The sequence below is a fragment of the Streptomyces sp. NPDC048496 genome, assembly GCF_043200055.1.
Taxonomy (GTDB): domain Bacteria; phylum Actinomycetota; class Actinomycetes; order Streptomycetales; family Streptomycetaceae; genus Streptomyces.
The window spans coordinates 48,891-75,843 of sequence record NZ_JBICXB010000012.1 but is presented as its reverse complement, the minus strand read 5'-3'; the positions used below and the strand labels follow the sequence as shown (position 1 = coordinate 75,843).

Annotated in this window: 23 protein-coding genes and 3 pseudogenes; 13 read left to right on the top strand and 13 right to left on the bottom strand. The window is 71.4% G+C overall.

Annotation, left to right across the window (positions count from 1 at the left end; all coding sequences use genetic code 11):
* Positions 1-161: 161 nt before the first annotated feature.
* On the bottom strand, positions 162-1,064 hold the full coding sequence (locus tag ACGFSA_RS14980; protein ID WP_393304173.1) for a UbiA family prenyltransferase: 903 nt from the start codon (positions 1,062-1,064) through the stop codon (positions 162-164).
* 42 nt (positions 1,065-1,106) lie between these two features.
* On the opposite strand from ACGFSA_RS14980, the gene ACGFSA_RS14975 reads away from it, so the two are divergent.
* From ACGFSA_RS14975 to ACGFSA_RS14965, 3 genes are read left to right on the top strand one after another with little or no spacing between them, the layout of a single operon-like run.
* A complete protein-coding gene (locus ACGFSA_RS14975) occupies positions 1,107-2,174 on the top strand; it encodes a type III polyketide synthase (protein WP_393304170.1) in 1,068 nt (355 codons plus the stop codon).
* A 7-nt stretch (positions 2,175-2,181) separates the two neighbouring features.
* Positions 2,182-2,718, top strand: a complete 537-nt coding sequence (locus ACGFSA_RS14970; RefSeq protein WP_393304168.1) for an isoprenylcysteine carboxyl methyltransferase family protein — start codon at positions 2,182-2,184, stop codon at positions 2,716-2,718.
* The gene (locus ACGFSA_RS14965) at positions 2,715-3,728 is read left to right on the top strand and encodes an NAD(P)/FAD-dependent oxidoreductase (protein ID WP_393304166.1); all 1,014 of its coding nucleotides are present in this window, start codon (positions 2,715-2,717) and stop codon (positions 3,726-3,728) included. Before ACGFSA_RS14970 ends, ACGFSA_RS14965 begins: the two co-directional genes overlap by 4 nt.
* 67 nt (positions 3,729-3,795) lie before the next feature.
* Here ACGFSA_RS14965 and lepB read toward each other — a convergent pair whose 3' ends face one another.
* From lepB to ACGFSA_RS14940, 5 genes are all read right to left on the bottom strand, one after another.
* Positions 3,796-4,653 carry a signal peptidase I gene (lepB, locus tag ACGFSA_RS14960; RefSeq protein WP_393304164.1) on the bottom strand — a complete coding sequence of 286 codons (858 nt, stop codon included), beginning with the start codon at positions 4,651-4,653 and terminating at the stop codon, positions 3,796-3,798.
* Between the two features lie 120 nt (positions 4,654-4,773).
* Complete coding sequence (locus ACGFSA_RS14955) at positions 4,774-5,364, bottom strand: hypothetical protein (protein WP_393304162.1); 591 nt, start codon at positions 5,362-5,364, stop codon at positions 4,774-4,776.
* A 330-nt stretch (positions 5,365-5,694) separates the two neighbouring features.
* On the bottom strand, positions 5,695-6,393 hold the full coding sequence (locus tag ACGFSA_RS14950; RefSeq protein WP_393304160.1) for an HAD family hydrolase: 699 nt from the start codon (positions 6,391-6,393) through the stop codon (positions 5,695-5,697).
* Positions 6,394-6,418: 25 nt separating this feature from the next.
* Positions 6,419-6,904, bottom strand: coding sequence for an Lrp/AsnC family transcriptional regulator (locus ACGFSA_RS14945; RefSeq protein WP_393304158.1), 486 nt, complete (start codon positions 6,902-6,904; stop codon positions 6,419-6,421).
* An 86-nt stretch (positions 6,905-6,990) separates the two neighbouring features.
* The gene (locus ACGFSA_RS14940; RefSeq protein ID WP_393304156.1) at positions 6,991-8,409 is read right to left on the bottom strand and encodes an APC family permease; all 1,419 of its coding nucleotides are present in this window, start codon (positions 8,407-8,409) and stop codon (positions 6,991-6,993) included.
* Between the two features lie 593 nt (positions 8,410-9,002).
* Here ACGFSA_RS14940 and ACGFSA_RS14935 point away from each other — a divergent pair.
* A pseudogene (locus ACGFSA_RS14935) lies at positions 9,003-9,236 on the top strand (helix-turn-helix domain-containing protein); the annotation flags it as partial.
* 5 nt (positions 9,237-9,241) lie between these two features.
* Positions 9,242-9,472 carry a hypothetical protein gene (locus ACGFSA_RS14930; protein ID WP_393304154.1) on the top strand — a complete coding sequence of 77 codons (231 nt, stop codon included), beginning with the start codon at positions 9,242-9,244 and terminating at the stop codon, positions 9,470-9,472.
* Position 9,473: 1 nt separating this feature from the next.
* On the opposite strand, the pseudogene ACGFSA_RS14925 reads toward ACGFSA_RS14930, so the two are convergent.
* Positions 9,474-9,617: pseudogene (locus ACGFSA_RS14925) on the bottom strand (VOC family protein); the annotation flags it as partial.
* A 306-nt stretch (positions 9,618-9,923) separates the two neighbouring features.
* Between ACGFSA_RS14925 and ACGFSA_RS14920 the strand changes: the two are divergent.
* On the top strand, positions 9,924-11,063 hold the full coding sequence (locus tag ACGFSA_RS14920; protein WP_393304295.1) for an MFS transporter: 1,140 nt from the start codon (positions 9,924-9,926) through the stop codon (positions 11,061-11,063).
* Between the two features lie 13 nt (positions 11,064-11,076).
* Here ACGFSA_RS14920 and ACGFSA_RS14915 read toward each other — a convergent pair whose 3' ends face one another.
* On the bottom strand, positions 11,077-11,451 hold the full coding sequence (locus tag ACGFSA_RS14915) for an ArsR/SmtB family transcription factor (RefSeq protein WP_393304152.1): 375 nt from the start codon (positions 11,449-11,451) through the stop codon (positions 11,077-11,079).
* 106 nt (positions 11,452-11,557) lie between these two features.
* Here ACGFSA_RS14915 and ACGFSA_RS14910 point away from each other — a divergent pair, with 106 nt between their 5' ends.
* From ACGFSA_RS14910 to ACGFSA_RS14900, 3 genes are all read left to right on the top strand, one after another.
* Positions 11,558-13,546, top strand: a complete 1,989-nt coding sequence (locus ACGFSA_RS14910; protein WP_393304150.1) for a heavy metal translocating P-type ATPase — start codon at positions 11,558-11,560, stop codon at positions 13,544-13,546.
* 221 nt (positions 13,547-13,767) lie between these two features.
* A complete protein-coding gene (locus ACGFSA_RS14905; RefSeq protein WP_393304148.1) occupies positions 13,768-15,282 on the top strand; it encodes an FUSC family protein in 1,515 nt (504 codons plus the stop codon).
* A gap of 336 nt (positions 15,283-15,618) precedes the next feature.
* On the top strand, positions 15,619-16,674 hold the full coding sequence (locus ACGFSA_RS14900) for a lactonase family protein (protein ID WP_393304146.1): 1,056 nt from the start codon (positions 15,619-15,621) through the stop codon (positions 16,672-16,674).
* Between the two features lie 100 nt (positions 16,675-16,774).
* Here the strand turns inward: ACGFSA_RS14900 and ACGFSA_RS14895 are convergent, their stop codons facing one another.
* The 4 genes from ACGFSA_RS14895 to ACGFSA_RS14880 form a co-directional block, all read right to left on the bottom strand.
* Complete coding sequence (locus tag ACGFSA_RS14895) at positions 16,775-17,698, bottom strand: sirohydrochlorin chelatase (protein WP_393304144.1); 924 nt, start codon at positions 17,696-17,698, stop codon at positions 16,775-16,777.
* 119 nt (positions 17,699-17,817) lie between these two features.
* A complete protein-coding gene (locus ACGFSA_RS14890; RefSeq protein ID WP_393304142.1) occupies positions 17,818-18,849 on the bottom strand; it encodes an N-acetylglucosamine kinase in 1,032 nt (343 codons plus the stop codon).
* Complete coding sequence (locus ACGFSA_RS14885) at positions 18,846-19,523, bottom strand: uracil-DNA glycosylase (protein ID WP_393304140.1); 678 nt, start codon at positions 19,521-19,523, stop codon at positions 18,846-18,848. Before ACGFSA_RS14885 ends, ACGFSA_RS14890 begins: the two co-directional genes overlap by 4 nt.
* A gap of 34 nt (positions 19,524-19,557) precedes the next feature.
* Complete coding sequence (locus ACGFSA_RS14880; protein WP_393304138.1) at positions 19,558-20,646, bottom strand: WD40/YVTN/BNR-like repeat-containing protein; 1,089 nt, start codon at positions 20,644-20,646, stop codon at positions 19,558-19,560.
* A gap of 272 nt (positions 20,647-20,918) precedes the next feature.
* On the opposite strand from ACGFSA_RS14880, the gene ACGFSA_RS14875 reads away from it, so the two are divergent.
* Entirely contained in the window at positions 20,919-21,635 is a 717-nt protein-coding gene (locus ACGFSA_RS14875; protein ID WP_393304136.1) for a cupin domain-containing protein, read from the top strand.
* A gap of 298 nt (positions 21,636-21,933) precedes the next feature.
* On the opposite strand, the gene ACGFSA_RS14870 is transcribed toward ACGFSA_RS14875, so the two are convergent.
* On the bottom strand, positions 21,934-24,669 hold the full coding sequence (locus tag ACGFSA_RS14870; protein ID WP_393304134.1) for a SpoIIE family protein phosphatase: 2,736 nt from the start codon (positions 24,667-24,669) through the stop codon (positions 21,934-21,936).
* 241 nt (positions 24,670-24,910) lie between these two features.
* Here ACGFSA_RS14870 and ACGFSA_RS14865 point away from each other — a divergent pair.
* From ACGFSA_RS14865 to ACGFSA_RS14855, 3 genes and pseudogenes are all read left to right on the top strand, one after another.
* Positions 24,911-25,261: pseudogene (locus ACGFSA_RS14865) on the top strand (glycosyl hydrolase); the annotation flags it as partial.
* A gap of 31 nt (positions 25,262-25,292) precedes the next feature.
* Entirely contained in the window at positions 25,293-25,673 is a 381-nt protein-coding gene (locus ACGFSA_RS14860) for a hypothetical protein (RefSeq protein WP_393304132.1), read from the top strand.
* Between the two features lie 165 nt (positions 25,674-25,838).
* Positions 25,839-26,909 carry an NADH:flavin oxidoreductase/NADH oxidase gene (locus tag ACGFSA_RS14855; protein ID WP_393304130.1) on the top strand — a complete coding sequence of 357 codons (1,071 nt, stop codon included), beginning with the start codon at positions 25,839-25,841 and terminating at the stop codon, positions 26,907-26,909.
* The last annotated feature ends 44 nt before the right edge of the window (positions 26,910-26,953 follow it).

The window sequence follows — 26,953 nt, the reverse complement described above, 5'->3', positions numbered from 1 at the left end:
CGCCTTGCCGCGGTGTCGGTACGCAGCGAATACGTCCAGTATGAGGACGCTCCTCCGCCTCGCGACGCACCGCACCGGACGCCACGACCTGTCCGGCCCCGATCCGCCGGACACCCCTGGTCGAGAAGCCGGGCGGGCCGCGGTGTCCGCGGGAGGGGCGATCAGCCCAGCGCCGTGCCGTGCAGGAGCAGCAGTGCGATGTCGATCCCGGCCAGGCCGAGCGTGGCCAGGAATGGCAGGCGGCTGCCGGGCGCGGAGCGCAGCGGGAGGCAGACGGCCACGGCCAGGGTCCCGGTCACGACGAGACCGGTCCAGCCCGTCGCGTCCGGCGATCCCGGTGGGCCGAGGACGAGGACGGCCGATGCGGCGAGCAGCGCGAGTGCCGCGACGATACGGGTCCGGCGTCGGCCCAACCGCTGGGGCAGGCCGCGGACGCCCGCGGCCAGGTCGGCGTCGATGTCGGGGAGGACGTTGGTGAAGTGCGCGCCGACGCCGAGGAGCGCGCCCGCGACCACTGGTGTGGCGGCCGGCCAGGGGTGGCCCGGCAGCGCGAGCGTGACGAAGGCGGGCAGGAGGCCGAAGGCGACGGCGTACGGGAGCCAGGACAACGGTGTTCGTTTGAGTCCCAGGTTGTAGGACCAGGCGGCGGCGACGCCGATCAGATGGGCGCCGCCCGCCGTCGCGCCGTTCGCCAGGGACAGGGGGACGCACAGGACAAGTGCGGCACATGCGGCCGACGCGACGGTTCGGGCCCTCACGGCGCCGTCCACGAGCGGCTTGTCGCGCCGGTTCGCCGCCGTGTCCCGTGCGATGTCGATGCAGTCGTTGCTCCAGCCGACGGAGAGCTGCCCGGTGAGCATGGTCAGAGCGACCAGGCAGCTGCCGTACGCATCGCGTCCCGCGGCCACGGCCAGCGCGGTGATCAGGGCGGAGACGGCCAATGCGGGGGCCGGGTGGGCCGAGAGGAACAGGGCCACTGCGACCCGGCCGGGGCGGGGAGCGGCCGCCGGCGCGGCGGCAGGCACCGAGGCGGACACGGAAGCTGCCCGAAAAATGTGATTCATGACGTTCGATCAAAATACGTTATTCGCCCGTATGGTGATGGAATGACGCGAATCATCGCGATCCATGGTGTGCTCCCGCCACACCGGTACGAGCAGTCCGAGATCACCCATGCCTTCGCCGACATGTGCCTGCCATCGGGCGCCGACCGCGGCGTGCTGGAACGCCTGCACACGTCCGCCACGGTACGCGGCCGCCATCTGGCCCTGCCCCTGGAGCGGTACGCCTCCCTGAGCGGCTTCGGAGAGGCCAACGACGCGTTCATCGAATCCGCGCTCCGGCTCGGGGAGCGGGCGGTCCGCGGCGCCCTGGGCGGGGCGGGTCTCGGCGCGAGCGAGATCGACCTGGTCATCTCCACCTCGGTCACCGGCATCGCCGCCCCGTCGCTGGAGGCGCGGCTCGCCGGACGGGTCGGGTTGCGGCCCGATGTGAAACGCGTGCCGATCTTCGGTCTGGGCTGTGTGGCGGGAGCCGCCGGACTGGCCCGGGTCCACGACTACCTCGACGGCCATCCCGGACAGGTCGCGCTGCTGCTCTCGGTCGAACTCTGTTCGCTGACCCTGCAACGTACCGACGCGTCCGTGCCGAACCTGGTGGCGGGCGCACTGTTCGGCGACGGCGCCGCCGCGGTCCTCGCGGTCGGCCGGGACCACCCCCACCGTCGGGAACAACAGCGCGGGCCGGAGGTGGTCGCGACCCGCAGCACGCTCTACCCCGGCACCGAACGCAGCCTGGGCTGGGACATCGGCGACGCGGGCTTCCGTATCGTCCTCGGCGCCGACCTCCCCGACCTGGTACGCGAGACGCTCGGCGACGAGGTGCGCTCCTTCCTCTCCGACCACGACCTCAAGACGCAGGACGTGACGGCCTGGGTGTGCCACCCCGGCGGTCCCCAGGTCCTGGAAGCCGTACGCGAGACGCTCGATCTGCCCGCCCGAGCACTGGAACCGACCTGGCGTTCGCTGGCCGAGGTCGGCAATCTCTCCTCCGCGTCCGTCCTGCACATCCTCCGGGACACCCTGGCGCTGCACCCGCCACCGCCCGGATCGCCCGGTCTCCTCCTCGCGATGGGGCCGGGCTTCTGCACCGAACAAGTCCTCCTCCGCTGGTAGCCGCCCCGTGATCCCCTGCACCGTCCTCATCCTCCTGGTCGCCGTCGAGCGCCTCGCCGAACTCGTCACCGCCCGGCGCAACGCCGCCTGGAGCCGCCGCCACGCCGGAACGGAGTACGGGCGCGGGCACTACCCCGTCATGGTCGCCCTCCACACCGCGCTGCTGGCCGGCTGCCTGGCGGAGACCTGGCTGGGCGGCCGCGCCTTCCTGCCCGCGCTCGGCTGGCCGATGCTCGCCCTGGCCCTCGGTGCCCAGGGGCTGCGCTGGTGGTGCATCACCACGCTGGGGCCGCGCTGGAACACTCGCGTCATCGTGGTGCCGGACCTGCCCCTCGTCACCGCCGGACCGTACCGGTGGATGGACCACCCCAATTACGTCGCCGTGATCGTCGAGGGTGCCGCGCTGCCGCTCGTACACACCAACTGGCTCACCGCGACCGGTTTCACACTCCTCAACCTGCCGCTTCTCGCAACCCGCGTGCGGTGTGAGAACACTGCTCTGGCCGGGGCCGCCCCGGCGCCGACCCCTGCGGCCACGCCGTGATCGACCTGCTGGTGGTCGGCGGTGGCCCCGCCGGACTCGCCACCGCGATCCACGCCGCCGGATCCGGACTCGAAGCGGTGGTCACCGAGCCGCGCCCCACCCCGATCGACAAGGCCTGCGGCGAGGGCCTCATGCCGGGCGCCGTACACGCCCTGGCCGAACTCGGCGTCACTGTCGCCGGACACCCACTGCGTGGGATCCGGTACGTCGACGACCACCACAGTGCCGAAGCCCTCTTCGCGCCCGCCCCCGGCTGCGGCGTCAGGCGCACCGAACTGCACGCCGCCCTGGCCCGCCGCGCGGCGGAACTCGGCGTACCGGTGATCCAGGCGCGGGCGGGCGGCATCCGGCAGAGCACCGATAGCGTCCGCGCAGCCGGCATCACCGCCCGCTACCTGGCCGCCGCCGACGGACTGCATTCACCGATCAGACGTCAACTCGGCCTGGACCGCCCGGATCCGCGGCCCCCCAGATTCGGCCTGCGCCGGCACTACGCGATCGAGCCCTGGACGGACTGCGTCGAGGTGCACTGGTCAGCACGGGCGGAGGCCTACGTCACGCCGCTCGGCCCGCGCCTGGTCGGTGTCGCTGTCCTGACCGCGGAACGCGGCCCGTTCGACAGCCACCTGGCACGCTTCCCCCTCCTCTCACGCCATCTGCCCCCGAGCACCACCACCCCTGTACGCGGCGCCGGACCGCTGCGCCAGCGTGTCGGCTCCCGGGCGGCCGGGCGGGTCCTGTTGGTCGGGGACGCCGCGGGATACATCGACGCGCTCACCGGCGAAGGGATCTCCCTGGCCCTCGCCGGGGCCGCGCAACTGGTGCGCTGCATCCGGGACGACCGCCCACTGGCGTACGAGCAGGCGTGGCGCAAGGTCTCCCGGCGCCACCGCCTGCTCACCGAGTCGCTGCTCCGGGTCCGTCAGCACCCGAAACTCGCCCGTCGTATCGTCCCGACCGCGACCCGCCTTCCCACGGTCTTCACCGCCCTGGTCAACCAGTTGGCGTGAGCGGCCAGAGACCCCCGCCGGGTACCGGCCGGCGCCTCCGGACCGGCTGCCACGGGCAGATGCCCCATCAGATGCCCGCCGGGTGACGACGGGCGAGCTCGGTGACGGTGTCGGTGACCGCGTCGACCTCGTCCTCGGTGTCGTAGTAGTGCGGCGCCCGCCGCCTCGGCGCGGCGGTGCGAGGCGCCGAACGCTGAGGGCCGGGTGTCACATGGCGCCGCGCGTCAGGGGCGCTGGAAGGGCGGAGGACCCCGGGAGCGGGATATCCGGCACCTGCGTACCCGGTAAAGGGCGGGGGTACCGTTGCCCGGCGCCGCCGTGTCAGCCCGCCCACCAGCGCACAGACGGCACCCGCGAGGGCGAGAACCACACCGAGCAGGGCACCGAGGCCCAGCACCGTCGGCACGGTGGCATCGTCAAGTGCCCGGCCCCGTACGGCCGTCACGGGCACGGTTCCGGCATCCTCGCCGGAGAAGTAGCGCGAGTCGTTGGCGTTCCCACGGTTGTCGCCGAGGAGGAACATCCGCCCGGCCGGAACCTTCACGTCGTACGGGCCGTGCCCGCCGTCGACCTCCGACCCCTTCAGATACAGCTCCTTGAGCGGTGTCCCGTTGACGGTCAACCGGGTCCCGTCAAAGATCACATGGTCGCCCCCGAGCCCGATGACACGTTGCATCACGGCCTTGCCCTGGTAACGGCCGGGCAGGCTGAAGAGGACCACATCACCCCTCCGCGTCTTCTCGCCACCGGTCTTCGCGATGAGGACCCGATGACCCAGGGCGTATGTCGGCTCCATGGACTCGCTCCTGGGCGTGACCGTCGTGTAGCCGCTCCTGACGGTCCATAGCGCCCCTGCGGTCAGCACGATCCCCAGGACGGCAAGTACGGCCCCCGTTATCAAGAACCCACGTCCAGCGCGTCGCATCCGCCGGTCTCCCCTCACAGCCGTCATCATCACCCACACGTGCAGCGACACCGTAGAGGGTTCCGGTCGCCGGGCATGCAGCGGTGACCGTGACGACGGGACGGCGGACCCGAAGGACCCCTACTCCAGACCGGAGACCTCGAACACGGTCCGGGCCGTGCGACGGTCGATACGGTCCCCGAGCCGCCGCAGCGCCGTCGCCCCGCAGAGCAGCGTCCCGCGCTCCATACAGGTGCGCGCGTCCTCGTCCAGCCGGTGCCACAGGGCCGGGTTGGCGACGAAAACCCGGGGGTCGAGCTCGACCCGGCAGCCGAGGGCGTCCTGGAGCAGCAGACGTTGCGCGACGCCGTCGGACCAGCGCACGGACACCAGGAGGTCCGTGCGCACGGTCGTTCTGCGCAGCAGGCCGCGGGAGGAGAGCCACCCGGTGCCCGCGCAGACCCGCGGCGGCACCAGGATCGCACACAGCGCCGCGGCGATCGCCGCCCACAGCAGGACACGAAGCCAGGTGAGCCGGCCGGCGGCCGCGTCCACCGTCAGCAGGAGGCCCAGCAGCGTGACGGAGCAGCCGCCCGCGAAGCGGACGTTCCCGGACCACTCGCGGTCGTACGCCGTCCTGCCCGGGGTCGGGAGGGCACGGCCGGAACGGCTGACGCGGCCGGCAGGGCGCGCGTGGGGATCGGGGACTGCCCCGGGCACAGGTCGTTGCATGGTGCAGAGGCTACGGAGAGCGGGACGGGTGGTCGGCGCGCCTTGACGAACCGCTGACGCCGGAACCGTATCTCCTGACGGACGTCTGACGACCAGTGACGGCCGGAGCTCACCGCCCGCGCCACGACGCGCATCGACCGCACCGAGTCCGGCCCGCTGCCCGAGCGGGACCGCTACGACGTGCATGTCGTCGACGGTGACAGCTTCGCAACCAACGGCGGCGGGAAGAGCACCACCGGAAGCCGTCGGTGCCAGGCGATCGAGAGCATCCGAACCGTCTTGCGGTGGTTCTGGTTGTCGAGCACTTTCCGATGACCGCCACCGGCAAGATCAGGAAGGCTGAGCTCCGGTCAGCCAGTCGTACGCGGACTGCGCTGTGAACTCGCCCTGACCGCCGCGGAAGAGCAGCCCCGCCGTGGTGAACGCGGGATCGTCGGCCGTCGACGCCACATAGGGGACCGCGATGCAGCGCATGCCCGCCGCATGCGCTGCCGCCACTCCCGGCACCGCGTCCTCCAGCACCACGCAGTCGCCGGGCGCGGCGCCCAGCCGCCGCGCGGCCTCCAGGAACACATCCGGCGCCGGTTTCCCTTGCGCCACCTCGTCGGCGGAGACATACGTCGTGACGTACGCGCCGAGTCCGGTGCCCGCGAGCACCGCCTCGATCGCGGCCCGGGACGAACCCGATGCCACGGCCGTCGCGATCCCTTCCTGATGCAGCCGTTCCACGAACTTCCGCATCTCGGGGAACACCTCCGTCGAGGATCGCGCCAGCTCCAGATAGAGCGCGTCCTGGCCGGCGAGGAGTTCGTCGACGGGCGTCGCGATCCCGTACTCGGCCCGCAGCGCCGTCAGCGTCTCGCGGGTGCTGATCCCGATGTACCGGGTGTGGTGCTCCCAGGTGAAGTCCGGCACGCCGTGACGGGCGAGGAGCCGGCGCCCCGCCCCGTAGTAGTTCGGCTCGCTGTCCACGAGTGTGCCGTCGAGATCGAAGATGACCGAGGGGGCAGGGGTGGGCCGAGTGTTCATGGCACCCAGCATGCCAAGGCGGTGGTCAGTTCGACGGTCCGGCCGTGGTCAGGCCGATGGATTGGACCAACGGCAGCAGCCGGTGCGGAACCCGCTCGCGCAGGGCCACTTCGGTACGGGTCCGCACCACGCCGGGCAGCTGGATCAGCTGCTGGATCACATCCTCCAGGTGCCCGTTGTCGCGGGCCACGACCCGCGTCAGCAGATCCCCGCCGCCGGTGGTCGAGAACGCCTCGACGATCTCCGGCACGGCGGCGAGGGCCTCGCCCACCTCGTCCAGATGCCCCTGGGTGACCTCCAGATGGACGAAGGCGAGCACCGGGTGGCCGAGCGCGGCGGGGGAGAGGACCGGGCCCGTACCGGTGATCACACCGTTCCGCTCCAGCCGATCGATACGGGCCTGCACGGTGCCCCGGGCGATGGAGAGGATTCGCGCGTACTCCCGCACGCTGGTCCGAGGCTGCTCGATGAGCAGCCGCAGGATGCGGGTGTCGAGCGCGTCCACCGCCATGGTCCGTCGGCCTCTTCCTGGTCTGCTGATACGGACTCCGACTGTACCAATGGCCCAGTGGACGGGATGGGCCCGCCCACGTGGGGTCAGGTACGGGCATCCTCGGGGAGGGTGATCAGCCAGCGGGTGTCGCGGCGGGGGCGGAGGTAGAGGGCCCAGTAGAGGGTGGCCGCCGCCATGATGCCGCCGGTCCACAGCAGGTACGTGGCCTCCTGCTGACTGAGGATGTAGACGAGTACGACGATCAGTGCCACCGGCATCGCCGGCCAGAGCGGCATCCGCCAGGCGGGCAGGTCCTTGTGGCCGGTGCGGCGGGCGGCGAGCGCGGCGACGGCGACCAGCAGGTACATGCCGGTGACCGAAACGCCGGTCACGCCGTACAGGGTGTCGAGGTTGACGAAGCACAGCGCCGCGCCGGGAACTCCGACCACCAGGGTGGCGACCCACGGCGAACCGAAGCGGCCGAGGCGGGCGAGGGCGTTGTTGACCGGCTCGGGCCACGCCTTGTCCCGGGCGGAGGCGAACAGCACCCGGGAGTTCTGGATGACCATGACGATGCCCGCGTTGATGATCGCGAGTGCGACGCAGAGGCTCACGAACGTACCGACGGCCGAGTTGCTCCAGGCGGTGACCATGCCGCTGATGTCACCGGAGGTGAGCGCCGCGAGGTCGGGTGCGCCCATCGTGATCGCGACCACCGGGACGAGGATGACAGCCGTCGAGATGGCCAGGGTGGCGAGGACCGTGCGGGCGACGTTGCGCCGCGGGTTCTCCAGCTCCTCGGAGAGGTAGACAGCGGTGGAGAAGCCCTGGGTGATGAAGAGTGCGATGGCCAGACCCGAGACGACCAGTATCGCGGTGACCGGGCGGGACGCCCCGCTGTCGCTCGCGACCACACCATGGATCAGGGTCCCCGCGCCGCGCTCGGTGTGGGCGAAGCCGAGCACGGCGACGACGGCCGCCGCGATGACTTCGAGAACCAGGAAGACGCCGGTGATCCAGGCGTTGGCACGCAGATCCAGCAGACCGGCCAGGGTGGCGAGCACCATGACCCCGGCCCCGGCGAGCTCGGCCGGGATGTGGACCAGCGGAGCGAGGTAGTCCGCCGTGCCCATGGCGATCACGGGCGGGACGATCATCACGACCAGCAAGGACAGGACGAACACCAGCCACCCGGCCAGCCGACCGGTCAGGGTGGTGACCATGGCGTACTCGCCGCCCGCGCTGGGGATCATGGTGCCCAGCTCCGAGTAGCAGAACGCCACGGCGATACAGAGCAGCGAACCGATGGCGATGGTGAGCGCGGTGGCGGTGCCGAGGTCGCCGAACAGGTCGGGCACAACCACGAAGAGCGTGGATGCGGGCGTCACGCAGGAGAGGGTCAGCAGGGTTCCTCCGACGACGCCGATGGAACGCTTGAGAGTGCGCGGGCCGTCCTGGCCGTGGGGATCGGCCTCCGCCGGTGCGGTACTGGAGGTGACGGGCTGGCTGAGCATGTCGGTCATGGAGCGGTTCCGATCGACTGGGTGTGACGGGTGATGGCGGGAGCGCTATCGCCTCCGTGGCTTGCTGCGCTGTTGGTTTCGTCTGCTCCCGGCGCGTTATGGAAACCTGTGGGATCCGTCACGTCAACCACCTATTACCTACGGAATTCGTTGCCGTCAGGTGCATAGCTGGCGGTATTCGTAGATTGGGCGAGAGTCGGCCTCTTATTGACAACTTGATGGTTCGGCGCCTGCATTCACTTGATGACCTTCGAAATGAAGGAACGTATTCACTAGTGCCCTTTGATGTGCGAGTCAGCGATGAGGGGTTCGGGCGCGGCGAACCGCGCTCGGATCGCAACGGGATGCGCAGCGTGTAACCGGTCACGTTGTGCGGATTTTTGCCTTGGGAGCCGCGCGGAGGTTCCGGCCCAGACCGAATGCCCAGGTGAGGGGCGACCAGGAAATCTCCGCCCGCGTTCCGGCGGAGGCGCTAGGTGTTCTGTCCACGGAGGTTGGTGACAGGGTTCACGGTGGGGTGATCTTGAACGAGTGAGGGCCTTCCGGGTTCGGTGTGGATTGCGACATCGACATCGAACGATCAGAAGGCCCTCATGCCCCACCGTGATGCACCCCTGACCGAGACCGGCCGCCTGCGTCTGGCCCGCTGTGTCGTCGAGGGCGGCTGGCCCCTGCGCCGGGCTGCCGAACGCTTTCAGGTCTCGCCCACGACGGCTCAGCGGTGGGCCGGCCGCTACCGCGAACTGGGCGAGGCAGGCATGGGGCGGACACTATCGCCGAGTGCGTCAAAATTACTAGGGCGCCCCGGCTCAGCAACTACCAGGACGTGCGGGTGAGCACCGGTGAGGCGCTCGAGGTCTTGGCCCTCGGTCAGCACCCGGCGGGAATCGGACTGCGGGTGACCGTGGAGACCGGTACGGCGACACTTGGCATGACCATTCACACCGCGCTGCGGCTCGTCCCTGGCGAACGCGGCACGTGGCTCGTCGATCAGGCGGTCCACCTCGACGAGACCAAGAGCACGGGCTCCAAGGCCGTGCGCGCCGCGCTGGAGCGCAAGTGAGCTAGTCAGTTTTGTTTGGATCCGCAAGCACCACCAACGGCTCGTCCCCCCGCTGCCCGACGTCCGCGTGGCGGGCGCCGAGTGCCAGGAAGCGCTCGACCTCCGCGTCCCGGTCGTCGGGGCGGAAGTCCAGGTGGAGGCGGTCGCCATCGTCCTCGCGTCATTGGCCGCGCTGCTCGCCGCATCGGTCGCCGTGGAGGGTCCGGCCCACCGTCGCCACGTGCCCGCGACGCAGGTCGCGCCCGGCACGTGACGCCCGCTCCTCATCACGTAACGGCTGTTACTTTTGCTCGGTGGGTGAGGAGTCTTCAGCGTCCCCGCTGCCCTGGGTGGTGCTGATCGTGCGGCTGCCGACGCAGTTGTCCCGGCGCCGGGTCGCGGTATGGCGGCAGCCGTGACCCCCGGGCCTGCCCAGGAATCGAGGCTTCTGCCCGCGGGGTCGCGGCGGCGGATGTGGCCGCTGTACGCAGCCGGGTTCACCACCGCCTTCGGTGCGCACGGCGTCGCGGCCAACCTCGGCCAGGGCGATCCCGGTCTGACGCGTTCGGTGCTGTATCTCGGGCTGTTGCTCGCGCTGTACGACGGGGCCGAGGTGGTGCTCAAGCCCGTGTTCGGGACGCTCGCCGACCGGATCGGCGCCCGGCCGGTGCTGCTCGGCGGGCTCATCGCGTTCGCCGCCGCCTCCGCGGTCTTCGTGGTGGTCCGCGATCCCGGCCGGCTGTGGGCCGTCCGCCTCGGACAGGGCGCGGCCGCCTCCGCGTTCTCACCTGCCGCCTCCGCGCTGGTGGCCCGCCTCGGCCCGCAGTCCCGGCACGGCCGCGCATTCGGTTCGTACGGATTCTTCAAGGGCATCGGCTACACCGCAGGCCCCCTGCTCGGCGGCGTGCTGGTCTGGGCCGGCGGTCTGATGCTGCTGTTCGTGGTGCTGGCCGCGCTGGCCGCCGCGGTCGCCCTGTGGGCTGCGTTCGCGGTACCTGCCGTCCCGCCTCTGCCCAAGACCCGTCAGACCGTCGTGGGACTCGTCCGGCGACTGGCCGACGGTGCCTTTCTGCGGCCGGTGGCGGCCCTGGCCGCCGCCACCGCCGCGCTGTCCGTCGGGGTCGGGTTCCTGCCGGTGTCCGGGGTGGCTGCCGGTCTGTCGCCGGTGGCCACCGGCGCGGCCGTCTCCGTCCTCGCCCTGTGCGCCGCGCTCGTACAGCCGTGGGCCGGGCAGGCCCTGGACGACGGGCGCCTCGGCGCCGGCGGGGGACTGGTGGCCGGACTGCTGGCCACCGCGTGCGGACTGGCCGCCGCCATGCTGCCCGGCCTGCCCGGCGTCCTGTCGGCCGCCGTGCTGATCGGGGCCGGAACCGGGCTGATCACTCCGCTGGGCTTCGCCGCCCTTGCGGGTACCACCCCGCAGGAACGGCTCGGCCAGACCATGGGAACGGCCGAACTCGGACGTGAACTCGGCGACGCCGGAGGCCCGTTGCTGGTCGCCGCCGTCGCCGGTGCCGCCACCTTGACCTGGGGCTTCGCGGTGCTGGCCGCAGTGACCGCCGTCCTGCCGCTTCTCCTGGGCGCGCGCCGCACACCCCCGGAGCGCGGCTGACCTTCCCGGCGGTTCAGCGCGCCGCGGTCACCCGGGGGGTGTCGCGCAGCCCGAGGCGCAGGTGCTCGACGTGGAAGAGGGCCTGTTCCAGGAGTTCGGCCACGTGGTTGTCGTAGAGCGCGTAGATCACCGAGCGGCCCCGGCGTTCACCGGCGACCAGGCCGAGATTGCGCAGGAGCCGGAGCTGGTGGGAACAGGCGGACTGTTCCATGCCGACCGCGTCAGCGAGTTCTGTCGCGGCGCAGGGGCCCTCCTGGAGGCGGGCGAGGATCCGCAGCCGGGACGGAGTGGCCAGCGCCTGGAGGGTGGCGGCGACATCGGCGGCCCCCACTGTTTCGAGGCGTTCGCGTGACGTGGCGGCTGTCGTGTCGTCGTATCCGTGGCCCATGGGCCTCATCCTACGGAGATGAATCCATGAATGTATGTTCATTGGTTCCTGCATGGTGGCGGAGCCGGACCCGCTCTGCCCCCCGTGCGTGAAGGACCTCGTTCCCATGACTTCCACCCTCATCAGCCCGGCCCCGCCGGCCGGTGCCGCCCGTGACGCGGCCGTCCCCGCGCGCCGCACCCGGATCCTCGCCCTCCCCGAGGCCCGCTGGGCGGCCGTCGCCCTGGTGCTGTTCCTGATCGCGCTGCCGCTGCACCTGACCGGCGCACCGGCCTGGAGCTGGGGACCGCTGTACGTCCTCACGTACCTCACCGGCGGGTGGGCGCCGGGATGGGAAGGGCTGAAGGCGCTCAAGGACAAGACCCTGGACGTCGATCTGCTGATGGTCGTCGCCGCACTCGGCGCGGCCGCCATCGGGCAGGCGCTGGACGGTGCCCTGCTGATCGTCATCTTCGCCACCTCCGGCGCCCTGGAAGCCGTCGCCACCGCCCGCACCGCCGACTCCGTACGGGGTCTCCTCGACCTCGCCCCCGCGACCGCCACCCGTCTGAACGCCGACGGAGGCGAAGAGGCGGTGGCCACCGCCCGACTCGCCGTCGGCGACGTCCTCCACGTACGCCCCGGCGAGCGCATCGGCACCGACGGCCGCGTCCTGGCCGGGGCGAGCGACGTCGACCAGGCCACCATCACCGGCGAACCTCTCCCGGTGGCCAAGGAGGCGGGCGACGAGGTGTTCGCCGGGACGCTCAACGGCACCGGGGCCCTCCGCGTCCGGGTCGAGCGCGACGCCTCCGACTCGGTCATCGCGCGCATCGTGACGATGGTCGAGGAAGCCTCCCGGACCAAGGCGCCCACCCAGTTGTTCGTCGAGAAGGTCGAACAGCGGTACTCGCTCGGAATGGTCGCCGCCACCCTTGCCGTGTTCCTCGTGCCGCTCGCCTCCGGCGCGGACCTGACCGGGGCTCTGCTCCGCGCGATGACCTTCATGATCGTGGCCTCGCCCTGCGCGGTCGTCCTCGCCACCATGCCGCCGCTGCTGTCCGCCATCGCCAACGCCGGGCGGCACGGAGTGCTGGTCAAATCCGCCGTCGTCATGGAGCGCCTCGGCCAGGTCGATGCGGTCGCTCTGGACAAGACCGGCACGCTCACCGAGGGCACCCCGCGTGTCACCGACATCTGTCCGCTGGCCGGATGCGGCCTCGACGAGAGCGCCCTCCTCACGCTGGCAGCAGCCGCCGAGCACCCCAGCGAGCACCCCCTTGCGCGCGCCGTCGTGGACGCCGCACGCGAACGCGGCCTCGCACTGCCCGCGGCGGCGGACTTCGGCTCCGCTCCCGGTATCGGGGTGACCGCCACTGTCGAGGGGCACGCGATCGCGGTGGGTGCTCCGTCGCGCCTGCTGAACGGGGCGGCGGACCCGGCCTCCGTCCGCGCCGCCGCGCTCGCCGAGCAGTTGCAGGACGGCGGCCGCACCGCAGTTGTCGTCATGACGGACGGCAGACCTGTCGGGGTACTGGGCATCGCCGACCGGCTGCGTCCGGACGCAGCCGCCACGGTGCTGTCTCTCGAGGCCCTCACCGGTACCGCGCCGATGCTGGTCACCGGGGACAACCAGCGCGCCGCCGCCCGGCTGGCCGCCGAGGTCGGCATCACCGACGTACGCGCCGGCCTGCTGCCCCAGGACAAGGTCGGGGCCGTCCGGGCCCGGGAGCGGGCGGGCCGCAAGGTCCTGGTGATCGGCGACGGCGTCAACGACGCCCCGGCGCTCGCCGCCGCCCACACCGGCATCGCGATGGGCCGGGCGGGCTCCGACCTCGCGCTGGAGACCGCGGACGCGGTGATCGTCCGCGACGAACTCGCCGCCGTCCCCGTCGTCGTCGCCCTTTCCCGCCGTGCCCGCGGCCTCGTCGTACAGAACCTGGTCATCGCCGGAGTGTTCATCGCCGCGCTGGTCGTGTGGGACCTGGCCGGAACTCTGCCGCTTCCGCTCGGCGTCCTCGGCCATGAAGGCTCCACCGTGATCGTCGGCCTCAACGGTCTGCGCCTGCTACGGGACAGCGCCTGGAAGCGCGCCCGTGCCGAGGCCGACCGGTGAATCGACCGGAAGGTCTTACTTCGGCCCGACGGTTCAGCGGGACGTGGTCCATTGGCGCTCACCTGGCACATCGAAAGTGCATCAGGCTGTGCCAATGGCGCAACTGTCGCGGTTCGACTTGAGCCAGATGGCGGCGAGATGCTCTGATTGAGCCAGTCGATGGCGCTGCGGATCCCGCGGCGCCTTTTTCATGCCCGGACAGATACAGGGAGTGGTAATCGGTGCGGAAGCGGATGTTGGTGGCCCCGGACCCGGGGCGGCTGCGGCTGCGCAGCTCGGCCCGGGCCGTTCTCGGCATCGGTCTGGCCGTGACCCTTTCGGGCCTCGTCAGTCACTCGCTTCCCGCGGCCGTCGCCGGCGGCCTCGCCGCTCTGCTCGCACTCTTCACGGTCACCGACGCCCAGGTCCGCGACCAGGTGCTCACGACCTCGCTGCTGCCCGTCGTCGGATTCCCGGTCCTCGCACTCGCGACGGGGCTGCACGACCACCCCCTGGCGCGCGACGCCGCGTTCCTCGCCGTCGTCTGGGCGGGGGTGTACGCGCGCCGCTGGGGTCCCCGCGGCCACGCCCTGGGGGTATTCGCGTTCATGGCGTTCTTCATGGCGCAATTCCTGCACGCCGTACCGGGCCAGCTGCCCGAGCTGTACGCCGCCGTCGCGCTCTCGCTCATCACCGCCTCGGCCGTCCGCTTCGGCGCCTGGTGCTACGAACGGCGGCTGCCCACGCCCGTCGTACCCGCACTCCAGGGTGGTCGCGGGCTGGCCCGGACGACCACGCGGCAGGCGCTCCAGGCGACCGCCGCCAGTGCCTTCGCGCTCGGCATCGGGCAGCTGCTGTCCGCCGACCGCTGGTACTGGGCCGTCGGCACCGTCTGGTGGGTCTTCGTGAACACCACCTCGCGCGGCGAGACGCTGGTCCGCGGCTTCCGCCGCGTCCTCGGCACGGTGGCCGGGATCGCCGCAGGGCTGCTGGTCGCCGTGCCGCTGCACGGCGACACGGCCCCCACCGCGGCCCTCGTCGCCGTCTGCGTCTTCGGCATCTTCTACACCGCCGCCGTCTCGTACAGCTGGATGGTCTTCTTCGTGACCGTGATGGCTGGACTGCTGTACGGCCTGCTCGGCGTCCTGAATCCGGGGCTGCTCGTGCTCCGCCTCACGGAGACCGGCGCCGGAGCCCTTGGCTCGGCGCTCGCCGTCCTCCTCGTACTGCCCGTCACCCTCCACGCGACCACCGACGCCTGGATCCAGCGCGCACTGCGCTGCGTGCACGCCTGCACCGCCGGAGCTGCCGCCCGTCTGGCCGGTTCCCCGACCGCCGACCCCGGTCCGCAGGTGACCGAACTGGAGGCGCTGCTCGGCCGGGTCCGGCTCTCGCTCGCGCCCCTGGTGCATCCGCTCAACCCGCTGCGGGCCCGTAAGGCGCGCGCCCGCCAGGTCCTCGCCCTGCTCGACCTGTGCGCCCGCGAGGTGCGTGGTCTCGCCGCGGTCGCCGCCGATCCCGACGCCTCGCACGACGCCCGACTCGGAGCGGCCTGCCGCCGCGTCGAGGCCGCGGTGCTCGCCCTGGCACAGCCGGGACCTGCTCGTACGGAACTGAACGCCCCGCCCGCACACGCGCCGCACCACCACCCCGGCGCCGAGGCCGCACTCGCGCATCTGCACGCCCTGGAGCGGGCCCTCGCGGAACTCGCCGCACCGCTGCGCACCTCACCCCGCGCCCCGCTCGTCCCGGCCTGACCTGCGACCCGCGGCACCGGGCGGCGGCGACGCAGCCCTGGTCCAGTGCCCCTCCCGGCAAGCTTTGCCCCGTCGCGCCGCCCAGCACGCCCGCTTGCCGCGTTGGCCACAAGCCCTGGTAGCTCCTTCCCCAAGCTCTCAACTCCGTTCGAGCAGGGGAGACCCCGTCCAAGGACTTCCGGCCGCCTTGCGATCGCACGCACTGGACGACGCTCCTCACGGGGCAAACATTGCCGGTCACGGCACTAGACCGCGCAGGGTGCACTGCTACCGTCGCCCCGGAAGATCACGGCGGCCCGGACCGTCGTGATCAGTCGGCGGAGAGGGGCAGAAGCGGTGAGCAGCAATGGTGCGGGACGGGCATACATAGGGTCGTTCACGTCGGCGGGCGGCCGGGGAGTCACCGTCGCCGCCGTGGACCGGGAGACCGGGGCGCTGACCGTCCTCGGCGCCACGGATATCGTCCCCGATCCGTCGTATCTCGCCCTGGGCCCCGGCTCCACCACCCTTTACACGGTCAGTGAGACCGAGTCCGGCGCGGCCGCCGCCCTCGACATCACCGGCGACGACCCGCGGCTGCTCGGCGGGATCCGCCCGGTGGACGGCAGCGGACCCACCCACCTCGCACTGACCGGCGGACACCTGATCACCGCCAACTACGGCTCCGGCAGCGTCACCGCCCTCCCCGTGCGCGCCGACGGATCGCTGGACGCCGCCGCTTCCGTGCTCCGGCACGAGGGAAGCGGACCGCACCCGGCCCGTCAGCGGGCCCCGCACGCCCACCAGGTGCTCGCTGACCCGGCGGGCGCCTGGGTGCTGAGCGTGGACCTCGGAACCGACTCCGTACGTATCTGCGCCCTCGACCCGAGCACCGGCACGCTGCGGCTGCACGACGAGACGGCGCTGCGACCGGGCACCGGACCGCGCCACCTGGCCTTCCACCCCGCAGGCACCCACGCCTACGTCCTGAACGAACTCGCACCGACCGTCACCGTCTGCCGGTGGGACGCCGCCACCGGAACCCTCGCACCGGTCGGCGAAACGACCGTCGTGCCCGAGGACGTGGCCGCCGACGCGGACGCGGTCGTCCACCCGTCCGAGCTCGTCGTCTCGCGCGACGGCCGGTTCCTCTGGGCCGCCAACCGGGGACACGACAGCATCGCCGTTCTCACCCTCGACGCGACAGGCGAGAAGGCGTCCCTGGTCACGACCGTGAGCTGCGGTGGCCACTGGCCGCGCGACCTCGCCCTCGACCCCACCGGGCAGTGGCTGTACGCGGCCAATGAGCGGTCCGGGAACGTCAGCTGGTTCGCCGTCGACCCGAGCACCGGCATCCCACGCCACACGGGCTCCCTGACCGCTCCTGCCGCCTCCTGCGTGATCTTCGACTGACCCGCCCCACCGTCCGTCCCAGGGTGCCGGAGACGGCAGACACAGCGGGCCCGTACCGGTCGAACATCCGGTGAGGGCCCGCTGCTCCGTGCTGGTCAGGTCAGTGCGCCTGGGCCCCCTGCGGCGTCACCGGGGCGATGCCGAGCGCCGTCGTGTACATCGACAGGACGAGCTTGCCGATCGCCGGGTACGCGCCGAGCGGCTCGGCCGTCGCGCAGCCCGCCTCCTTCACGGCGGCGTCCAGCAGCCCCTCGGTCACCTCGGGACCCACCAGGTACGGCGCCACGGCCAGCTGCACCGAACCGGAGGCCTTCAGCTGGTCGGCGATGGACGCGACCGAACCCTCGACATCGAGAGCAGCGGCCATCACCGGCACCGCGAGGCGGGCAGCCAGCAGCATGCCGGTGATCCCCGCGGCCTGGACGGCCTCCTCGCCACCCACGGTGGCCAGCACGATCCCGTCCGCGGCCGTGGCCACGGTGAATAGCCTGGCGCGGTCGGCGCGGGCCAGACCGGCCTCGGAGAGGCGTACGTGCAGCGCCTCGGCGAGCAGCGGGTGCGGGCCGAGCACATCGGTCAGCTCGACCGGTGCACGGCTGTCCATGACGGCTTGACGTATCCGCCGGAGCAGGGCGTTGTCCGGTCCCGCGAGCAGCGGTACCACGACGGCGGCCGGGCCCTCGGGCTCGGCGGCCTCACGGCCCGCGGCCTTCGCCTGCTCGAAGCGCGCGATGCGCTCGGCGGCGGAATCCGCGAGTACGGAGACGAGCGTGGGGTACTCGGCATCGTCGCCGTCGAGGTAACCGATCCGGGCATTGAGACCGGGCAGCTCGGAACGGGCAATGCTGATCACCTCTTCGGCCAGACTGCGCGTGGCCGAAGAGGGGGTACCGGGAACGGCGAGAACGAGCGCGGCAGCGCCCTCGGGCGCGACCACGGGCTCCGGGCGGCGGTGCCGTCCGGACTGGCGAGGTCGCGGCATTCGTACAGGCAGGCCGGAAGCGGGCCCAGTGGGGGTGCTCATGGCGCCGCATGCTACTGGTTTTGGGTGCCCCACTGTTCGGGGAGGGTCCAGTCGGGCGTTATCTGTCCGCTTTTATCCGATCAATGGCTTACCGGTCAACTGCCCTGCTCTGTCGCCCCTTACGGCCGCCCTCGCCCGGGCCCGTATGCGGGTACGCACAGCAGCGTCGGGTGGAGCGGCAACCGCAGCTCACCGGTGGCCATCGCCTCGGCGATGCGCAGCGAACCGGTCAGCGGATCACCCGAACCAGCGACCGTCCGCGCCTGCGGCAGTTGCCGGGCGAGCTCTTCACGCAGGGGTGCGAGGAGCGGATCGCCCATCCGGAACAAGCCACCCGTCAGGGCCACTTCGCACCGCTCGTCGGCCGCCCCGCCCTCCGGGCACACCGCGGCGGCCGCCTCCGCGATATGACCGGCGGCGTCCCGCAGAATGCCCGCGGCGATCGGATCGTCCCCGGCGCACGCGGCGACCTCGGGGGCGAACGAGGCCAGCAGCGCCGGACGGTCGGTACGCGGATAGAGCAGACCGGGCAGTTCCGGCGCCGGACCGAACACCGACTCCAGCCGGGCCAGCAGCGCGACCGAGCCGCCGCGTCGCCCGTCATGGGCGCGCATCGCCGCATCGAGCCCGGCCCGCCCGATCCAGGCGCCGCCGCCGCTGTCGCCGAGGAGATGACCCCAGCCGTCGGCCCGGCGCCAGCTCGTCAGATCCGTCCCCAGCGCGATCATGCCGGTGCCGCCCGCGACGACGGCTCCCGGCCGCTGCCCGACCGCTCCCGCGTACGCCGTCACCGCGTCGGCGGCCAGCGCCACCAGCTGCACCCCGAGCGCCCGCTCCAGCGCCGCGGGCAGCTCCGCGCGCAGCTGGTCCCCGAGCGTCGCCATACCGGCGGCGCCGATTGCCACGGCGACGACGGACAAGTCGGCGGCCGTCTTCGCCCGCTCCCCGGCCTGCGCCCGCAACTCGTCGACGGCGGGAAGCAGCTGCTCCAGCAGGTGTCCGGCATCGATCCCGGCCGGACCGGTCCGCACCGGCTCGGCGCAGACCGCCGTCGCCACCGGCTTCTCGGCCCCGATCGCGCCGAGCGCCACCCGGAGCCCGGAACCGCCCGAGTCCACTCCGATCACGTACGACCCCGCGGCGGCGGTCACGGAAGCTGCCAGTCGACCGGCCGGGCGCCCTGGCGCTCCAGCAGTTCATTGGCCCGGCTGAACGGCCGCGAGCCGAAGAACCCGCGGTCCGCGGACATGGGGGAGGGGTGCGAGGACTCGATCGCCGGGAGCTCACCCAGCAGCGGCCGCAGATTGCGGGCGTCGCGCCCCCACAGCACGGACACCAGCGGTGTTCCGCGCGCCACCAGCGCCCGGATCGCCTGCTCGGTCACTTCCTCCCAGCCCTTGCCGCGATGCGCCGCCGGCCGACGGGGCGCCGTGGTCAGCGCCCTGTTGAGCAGCAGCACCCCCTGGCGGGTCCAGGGCGTCAGATCGCCGTTGGACGGCCGGGGCAGCTCCAGGTCGGTGTGAAGCTCCCGGTAGATGTTCTCCAGGCTGCCCGGCAGCGGCCGGACCTCCGGCGCGACGGCGAAACTCAGCCCCACCGCATGTCCCGGTGTGGGGTAGGGGTCCTGACCGACGATCAGGACCCGCACCTCGTCGAACGGCTGCTGGAACGCGCGGAGCACATTCTGCCCCGCGGGCAGATAGGTGCGCCCCGCGGCGATCTCCGCGCGCAGGAAGTCGCCCATCGCGGCGATGCGTTCGGCCACGGGTTCCAGGGCCTGCGCCCATCCCGGCTCGATGATTTCTTTCAACGGTCTTGCTGCCACGGGCCGCACTCTACTGCTCATACGACCGGGGTGATCAACTGCCGACGACCGCCGCCCGTACACAGAGGACGTCCGGCAGGTGCGAGGCGAGCTGCTCCCAGCTGTCCCCGTCGTCGCCGCTCGCGTACACCTCGCCGTTGCGATTGCCGAAATAGACCCCCGCCGGATCGGCGTCGTCCGTGCAGAGGGCGTCGCGCAGCACCGTGCCGTAATGCGTCTCCTCGGGCAGTCCGGCGGACAGCGGCTCCCAACTGTTGCCCGCGTCGCTCGTACGGAACACCCGGCAGCGGTGCTCGGCCGGCACGCGGTCGGCATCCGCGTTGATCGGGAAGATGTACGCCGTCTCCGCCCGGTGCGGATGCGCGGCCGCGGCGAAGCCGAAGTCGGAGGGCAGCCCCCCGCCGATGTCCGTCCAGTTGTCCCCGGAGTCGTCACTGCGGAACACACCCCAGTGGTTCTGGAGATAGAGCCGGTCCGGATCGACCGCGTCCCGGGTGATTTTGTGGACGCACTGGCCGAACTCCGGGTTCGGATCCGGCAGGAAGACCGCCGACACCCCCTTGTTCGACGGGGCCCAACTCGCTCCGCCGTCCTTGGTGCGGAACACCCCGGCCGTGGAGACCGCGACGGTCACCGCCTGCGCGTCCCTCGGATCGGTCAGGATCGTGTGCAGCCCCTCGCCGCCCCCGCCCGGGACCCACTTCGAGCGCGTCGGATGCTCCCACAGCGGGCGCACCAGCTCGAACGATTCCCCGCGGTCCTCGGAGCGGAACAGTGCGGCCGGCTCCGTCCCCGCGTACACGACATCCGGCGCCTCTTCCCCGGCCGGGTGCAGCTGCCAGACCCGCTCCAGCGAGGCCCCGGTGAACTGGGGGAATTTCACCGCCGGTTGCTTCGGCTCGACCCAGGTCGCGCCCAGATCGTCGGAGTGGAACACCGAGGGTCCCCAGTGCGCGCTGTCCCCGCCGACCAGCAGCCGGGGGGCCCGACCGCGGGTGTCGATGGCGATGGAGTAGATCGCCTGCGCGTTGAAATGCGGGTCGCCGAACTCCCATGTGCCACGGCGTCTGCGGCCGATGAAGAGTCCTTTGCGGGTTCCCACAGTGAGCAGTACGTCGGACATCGCCGACACCTCCCGAAACGCCTTTGTGACGGATACGGGCCAGTCTGCACCCGGCTGCGGACAGTGGCGCGCAGAGTAGGCATTTACGCAGGTCGGATGGCGAGTGCGGGGGCGGGCGGCGATCCGGCACCCGGGTCGCGGCCGACGCTGTCCGGCACCCTTGACCGCCGTCCCGGGCAGGCCGTAACTTCCTTGTAGAAAGCGCTTGCCCAATCGGTGGGCCCTCGATCGGCCCCCGAGGAACAGCCGACGAACCGGACCGAGGAGCGCCCGTGGTGACCTTCGAAGGACTGCCCGGCGCCGTAGCCGTCTCCCACCTCAGGGTCTACGACTGGCCCACTGAGGACGGACTGCGCGGCGGCACGCCCCACCTCCATCTCACCTGTTCCGAGGGGTATGTGGTGGTCGGGGGCACGGGCTCGGTGCAGACGCTCACCGTGTCCGGCTTCCGGCAGACGTCCCTGGCCGCCGGCTCGCTGGTGTGGTTCACCCCCGGTGCGATCCACCGGCTCGTCAACGACGACGACCTGCGTATCGTCGTTCTCATGCAGAACAGCGGACTGCCCGAGGCGGGCGACGCCGTGCTCACCCTCCCGCCCCGCTTCCTGACGGACCCCGACACGTATCGCGCGGCCGTTGCTCTGCCCGTCGACGGCTCCGAGCCGGAACAGGAAGGCGCCGCCCGTGCCCGCCGCGACCTCGCCGTCCAGGGGTTTCTGGCGCTGCGCCGGGCCACGGAGGCGGGCGACACCGAGGCGCTCGCCGCCTTCCACCGGGCGGCCGCCGCGCTCGTGAGGCATCGGACGCACGACTGGCGGGGGCGCTGGGAACAGGGTGCCGCAGCCGCGTCCCGGGCGACCGGCGACCAGCTGGCGGCCTTGGCGCAGGGGGACGGCGGCCATCTTGCGGCTGCCTGCGTGCATGCCCAACAGCCTTCGGCGTACGGAAAGTTCGGGATGTGCGGCCGTCTCGATGTCTACCGCGGCTGAGAGCCTGTCGGGTGACCTCTGATCGGGCGGCCACGCCCTGGCACGCACGCTTCCCGCGTTGCCGAAATGCCCTAGTAGCTCCTTCCCCAAGCTCTCAGCTTCGTTCGAGCAGGGGAGACCCCATCCGAGGACCTTCCAGCGCCTTGGAATCGCACGCACCAGACCGCGTCCGCTTTCCGATCGAAGGTCACCCGACAGGCTCTGAGTGTCCGTGGCCGCGGTCGCGGCAAGTGGACAGCGTTCCGTCCTCGCCGAGTTCGTGCCCCACGGCGTGGCGACAGCGCTCCTGGTGGCGCGCTCAGAGGCTCAGGGCCTCATCGGTCCACTCGAATGTCGGCGCGCCACTCGTGCCCGGTGTCTGTTCGGACCAGATGACCTTGCCCTCGGCTGTATAGCGGGTGCCCCAGCGATCGGCGAACTGGGCGACGAGATACAGTCCGCGGCCACCCTCGTCCGTCGTCGACGCATAGCGCAGATGCGGTGCGGTGCTGCTGGAGTCGGACACCTCGCAGATCAGGGCGCGGTCGTGCAGCATCCGGACCCGGATGGGAGGGACGCCGTAGCGGATGGCGTTGGTGACCAGCTCACTGAGGATCAGCTCGGTGGCGAAGGTCTCTTCCGCCAGCCCCCGGTCGATGAGCCACTGGGACACGTCCTTGCGGACCCCGGCGACGGCCGATGGGTCGGGCTCGACGTCCCATTCGCCGACACGGGAGGGGGCGAGGATGTGGGTGGCGGCCACCAGGAGGACGGCGTCGTCGCCCGGAGGTGTGGGCAGGAGCGCAGAGATCAGGTCGTCGCAGGTCTCTTCCGGAGTCCGGTGCTGTCCGGCCAGCGTTTCGCGCATCGTCTCAAGTCCGGTGTCGAAGTCCCGCTCGCGCGACTCGACGAGACCGTCGGTGTAGAACACCATACGGCTCCCCTCCGGCAGGGACAGCTCCACCGCCTCGAAGGGCAGTCCGCCGATGCCCAGGGGCAGGCCTGCGGGGACGTGGGGGAACTGCACCGTGCCGTCGGGCAGCACCAGGACGGGACCGGGATGACCGGCTCGGGCGGTGGAGCAGGTGCCGGCCACCGGGTCGTAGACGGCGTACAGGCAGGTGGCCCCCGTGATCTCCGCGCGCCCGCCGTCGGCGTTCTCCGTCCGGTCGATGCGCGCGATCACTTCGTCGATGCGAGCGAGGAGCTCGTCGGCCGGAAGGTCCAGCGTGGAGAAGTTGTGGACCGCGGTGCGCAGGCGACCCATCGTCGCGGCGGCGTGCAGACCGTGCCCGACGACGTCACCGACGACCAGCGCGACGCGGGCACCGGGCAGCGGAATGACGTCGAACCAGTCACCGCCCACCCCCGCCTGAGCCGGCAGATAGCGGTAGGCGACGTCGAGAGCAGCTTGTTCGGGCAGGCCGCGGGGCAGCAGGCTGCGCTGCAGCGTCACCGCCATCTCGTGCTCGCGGGTGTAGCGGCGGGCGTTGTCGATACAGACGGCCGCCCGGGCGACCAGTTCTTCGGCGAACGTCAGATCGTCCTCGTCGAAGGGGTCCGGATTCTCCGAGCGCCAGAAGTTCGCCATACCCAGGACCGCACCGCGTGCGTGCAGCGGAACGGAGATCAGGGAGTGGACACCGTACGCGATGATCCTCGCCGCCCGTTCGGGGTCGGCCCCCAGCCAGCCCGGTTCGGCGGACAGGTCCGGCACCAGCTTGGTGTGCCCACGGATCGGTCCCAGGACCGCCGGGCTGGTGGGAACGAACCCGACGACCCGTCCGATCGGGTAGAAGGGGTGGTCTGCGCGCATGCCTGCCGCAGCTGTACGCCGCATGTCCAGCACGGTGCCGAGTGGCACCGACGGTTCCTCACCGCGCAGCACGGGCTCGGCGAGGTCGACCGAGGCGAAGTCGGCGAAGCGGGGGACCACCACTTCCGTCAGCTCCTCCGCGGTCCGGGTCATATCCAGCGTCGTACCGATGCGCGCACCGGCCGTGTGCAGCAGAAGCAGCCGCTCCCGTACCTCTGCGGCCCGGTCGGCAAGTGCGGCCAGTTCCGTCGTGTCCCGCAGGGTCGCGACCGTCCCGGCAGGTCCGCCATGTTCGTCGGTGGGCCGCAGATTGACGGCCAGCAGCCGGTCGCCGGCCATGCGCACCTCGTCGGAGGCGCTGCGGCCGGAGGCGAGCAGTTCCGCGAGGGGAGGAGGCAGACCGATGTCTGTCACCGGAAGCCCCTCGACGTTCGCGGGCAGGCCCAGCAGCCGCCGGGCCTCGTCGTTGGCCAGGAGCAGCCGCCTGTCGCCGTCGATGATGAGAACACCTTCGCGCACGGAGTGCAGCACCGCGTCGTGATGCTCGTACAGCCGCGTCATCTCGGCAGGGCCGAGGCCTCGCGTCTGCCGCCGCAGACGCCGGCTGATCAGTGCCGTACCGCCGGAGGTGAGGGCAAGTGCGGCCACGGCGGCGCCGACCAGCACCGGCAGTTCGCGGTCGGCCATTTTGTTCACGTCATTGATCGTGATGCCCACGGACACCAGGCCGGCGGTCGAGCCGTCGGCCCTCGGTATGGGCACCACCGAGTTCACGGCCGGCCCCCGGCTCCCCACGAAGGTACGGGTGAAGCCATGCCCCTGAAGCGCCTCCTTGTACGGGCCGACGAGGTGCTTGCCGATCAGCGCGGGATCGCGGTGGGTGACGCGGATACCGTGCATGTCGGCCACGACGACGCTGTCGACGTGGGTGGTTTTCCGGATTTCGTCAGTGAGCGGCTGCAGCACTGCGGTGGGATCAGGGCTGTTCAGCGCCGCCACGATGCCGGGGGAGTGAGCGAACGTCTGGGCGACGGCGTACGAACCTCTCTCGGCTTCGTGAACGGCGGCGCGCCGGCCCTGCACCACGAGCGAGAACGCCGCCGTGGCGACGAGCAGCACCACGAGCACCAGCTCCAGCAGCAGGACTTCCCCGGCCACGGTGCGCACGCCGAGCAGGGTGCGGGAGCGCCCAGTGTTCGACCGTCGGAGTCTTGAAATAAATCCGCCAAAGCCTCCCATAGCTCCTGTTTACCCGCTATGTACATACAAAATGTCGCACGTGTGGTGCCGGTGCGGGGTCAGGCTGCGGCCTCCTCACCTGCCACGGCCCGTCGCCGGAAGCGGTGGGGCAACCCGCTGGCCGGTCTGGGCTCGCTGGTTTGACTCGACCTCGTGGTCGTGCCGCTCTGCACGCTGATCTCCGCGTCCCTGATGCATCAGGACGAGGCGCTCAACGGCGATCCGCCGGCGTTCCCCACGCCTGTTCACCGCCGGGCCGGTTACCGTGCACGCGTACCTGTCGCCCCGCAACAACACGCCGGCGTCCGACCGCCTCACGTACGCCGTCTCCTTCGACGACGACGTACCGCAGACTGTGAACGCCACGGCGGTGACGGGATCCGACGACGGCACCGTGAACGTCCAGTGGGCGCGCAACACCTCCGACAACGTCAATCGCACCCGTGCGGTGCACCACATCGGCCGGGCAGGTGTGCATGTGCTGAAATTCTGGATGGTCGACCCGACGGTGGTGCTGCAGAACCTGGTGGTCGACACCGGCGGCCTCACGCCCAGCTACCTGGGCCCGTCGGAGAGCCTCCGGCTGAAGTGAGCCGTGGGACGGGCAAGGAGAGAGCAGAGCGATGAAGAGTGAGACCGAGGACAGCGACGGACGCGGTGCGATCCTGGGCGTGACCCCCGTTGCGGCGGGGGTCGAGGTCCGGGCAGCGGGTCCGTCGGGGGAGCTCTCGCTGATCTGCACCCCTGCCCGGGCCCGGGAGCTGGCTGCGGCTCTCGCCCGTGCGGCGGACGAAGTGGAGAGCGCGCAGTCGGCTGAGCCCGTGACGGTCAAGGCGGGGGAGCTGCGTCGCGGCGATGTGCGGGACGGCGACCGGGCCATGACCGTGGAAGCGGTCAGGGTCGACGGGGCCACGGCCCACATCACCTGGAAGTCGGGCGCCGGCCGCAGCTGGACCCAGGGTTACGACGCCGATGCGGAGATCACGCTGCGGCGCCGCGGCTGAATCCTGAAGGACCGGCCCACACATGCATGGGGCCCCTCCCGGCTTCGGGAGGGGCCCCATGCATGTGTGGGCCGTTGTACGAGAACTTTCGTAATTTGACGAAGCTCGTACTACGAGATGTATCGTACTAGCGATCCTGTCGTTCCCGGTGAAACGGAGTCTGCCGTGAGTGTCCTGTTCGAGCCCTGCACCCTGAGATCGCTCGTCGTACCCAACCGGATATGGATGGCGCCCATGTGCCAATACTCCGCCGCCCCCGAAGGCCCCGAGGCCGGTGTCGCGCACGACTGGCACTTCGCCCACTATGCAGCCCGCGCCACCGGCGGCACCGGACTCATCCTCCTCGAGGCGACCGCGGTCAGCCCCGAGGGCCGGATCTCCCCCTACGACCTGGGCATCTGGAACGACCACCAGGCCGAGACCCTGCGCCGAATCACCGACTTCCTCAAGACCCAGGGCACCATCCCGGGAATCCAGATCGCTCACAGCGGACGCAAGGGCAGCACCGACCGCCCCTGGAAGGGCGGCGCCCCGGTCGGGCCCGACGCGCACGGGTGGCAGCCGCTGGGCCCCAGCCCCGTGGCCTTCGCCGATGGCCACCCGGTACCCATCGAGCTGACCACCGATGAAATCCAGGAAATCGTCGGGCAGTTCGCGGAAGCCGCACGCCGCGCGCTGGACGCCGGCTTCGAGGTCGTCGAGGTCCACGGCGCCCACGGCTACCTCGTCGGAGAGTTCCTCTCCCCCCATTCCAACAGGCGCACCGACGCCTACGGCGGCTCCTTCGAGAACCGCACCCGCTTCGCCCTCGAAGTCGTCGACGCCGTGCGTGCCGTCTGGCCCGACCACCTCCCGCTGTTCTTCCGAATCTCCGCCACCGACTGGCTCGAGGACAATGGCTGGACCGCCGACGACACCGTCCGCTTCGCCGCCCTGCTGAAGGAGCACGGCGTGGACCTCCTCGACGTCTCCACCGGTGGCAACGTCTCCGGCGTCCGCATCCCCACCGCCCCCGGCTACCAGGTCCCTTTCGCCGCCCGCGTCAAGAACGAGACCACCCTCCCCGTCGCCGCCGTCGGCCTCATCACCGAACCCGAGCACGCCGAGAAGGTCCTCGCCAACGACGAAGCCGACGCGATCCTCCTCGGCCGCGAACTGCTGCGGAACCCATACTGGGCCAGGCACGCCGCCCGCGGCCTCGGCGGCGACGTCCACGTCCCGGACCAGTACACCTAGCCACCGAACAGGAGAAGCCCCCCGGATCTATCCGGGGGGAGGAG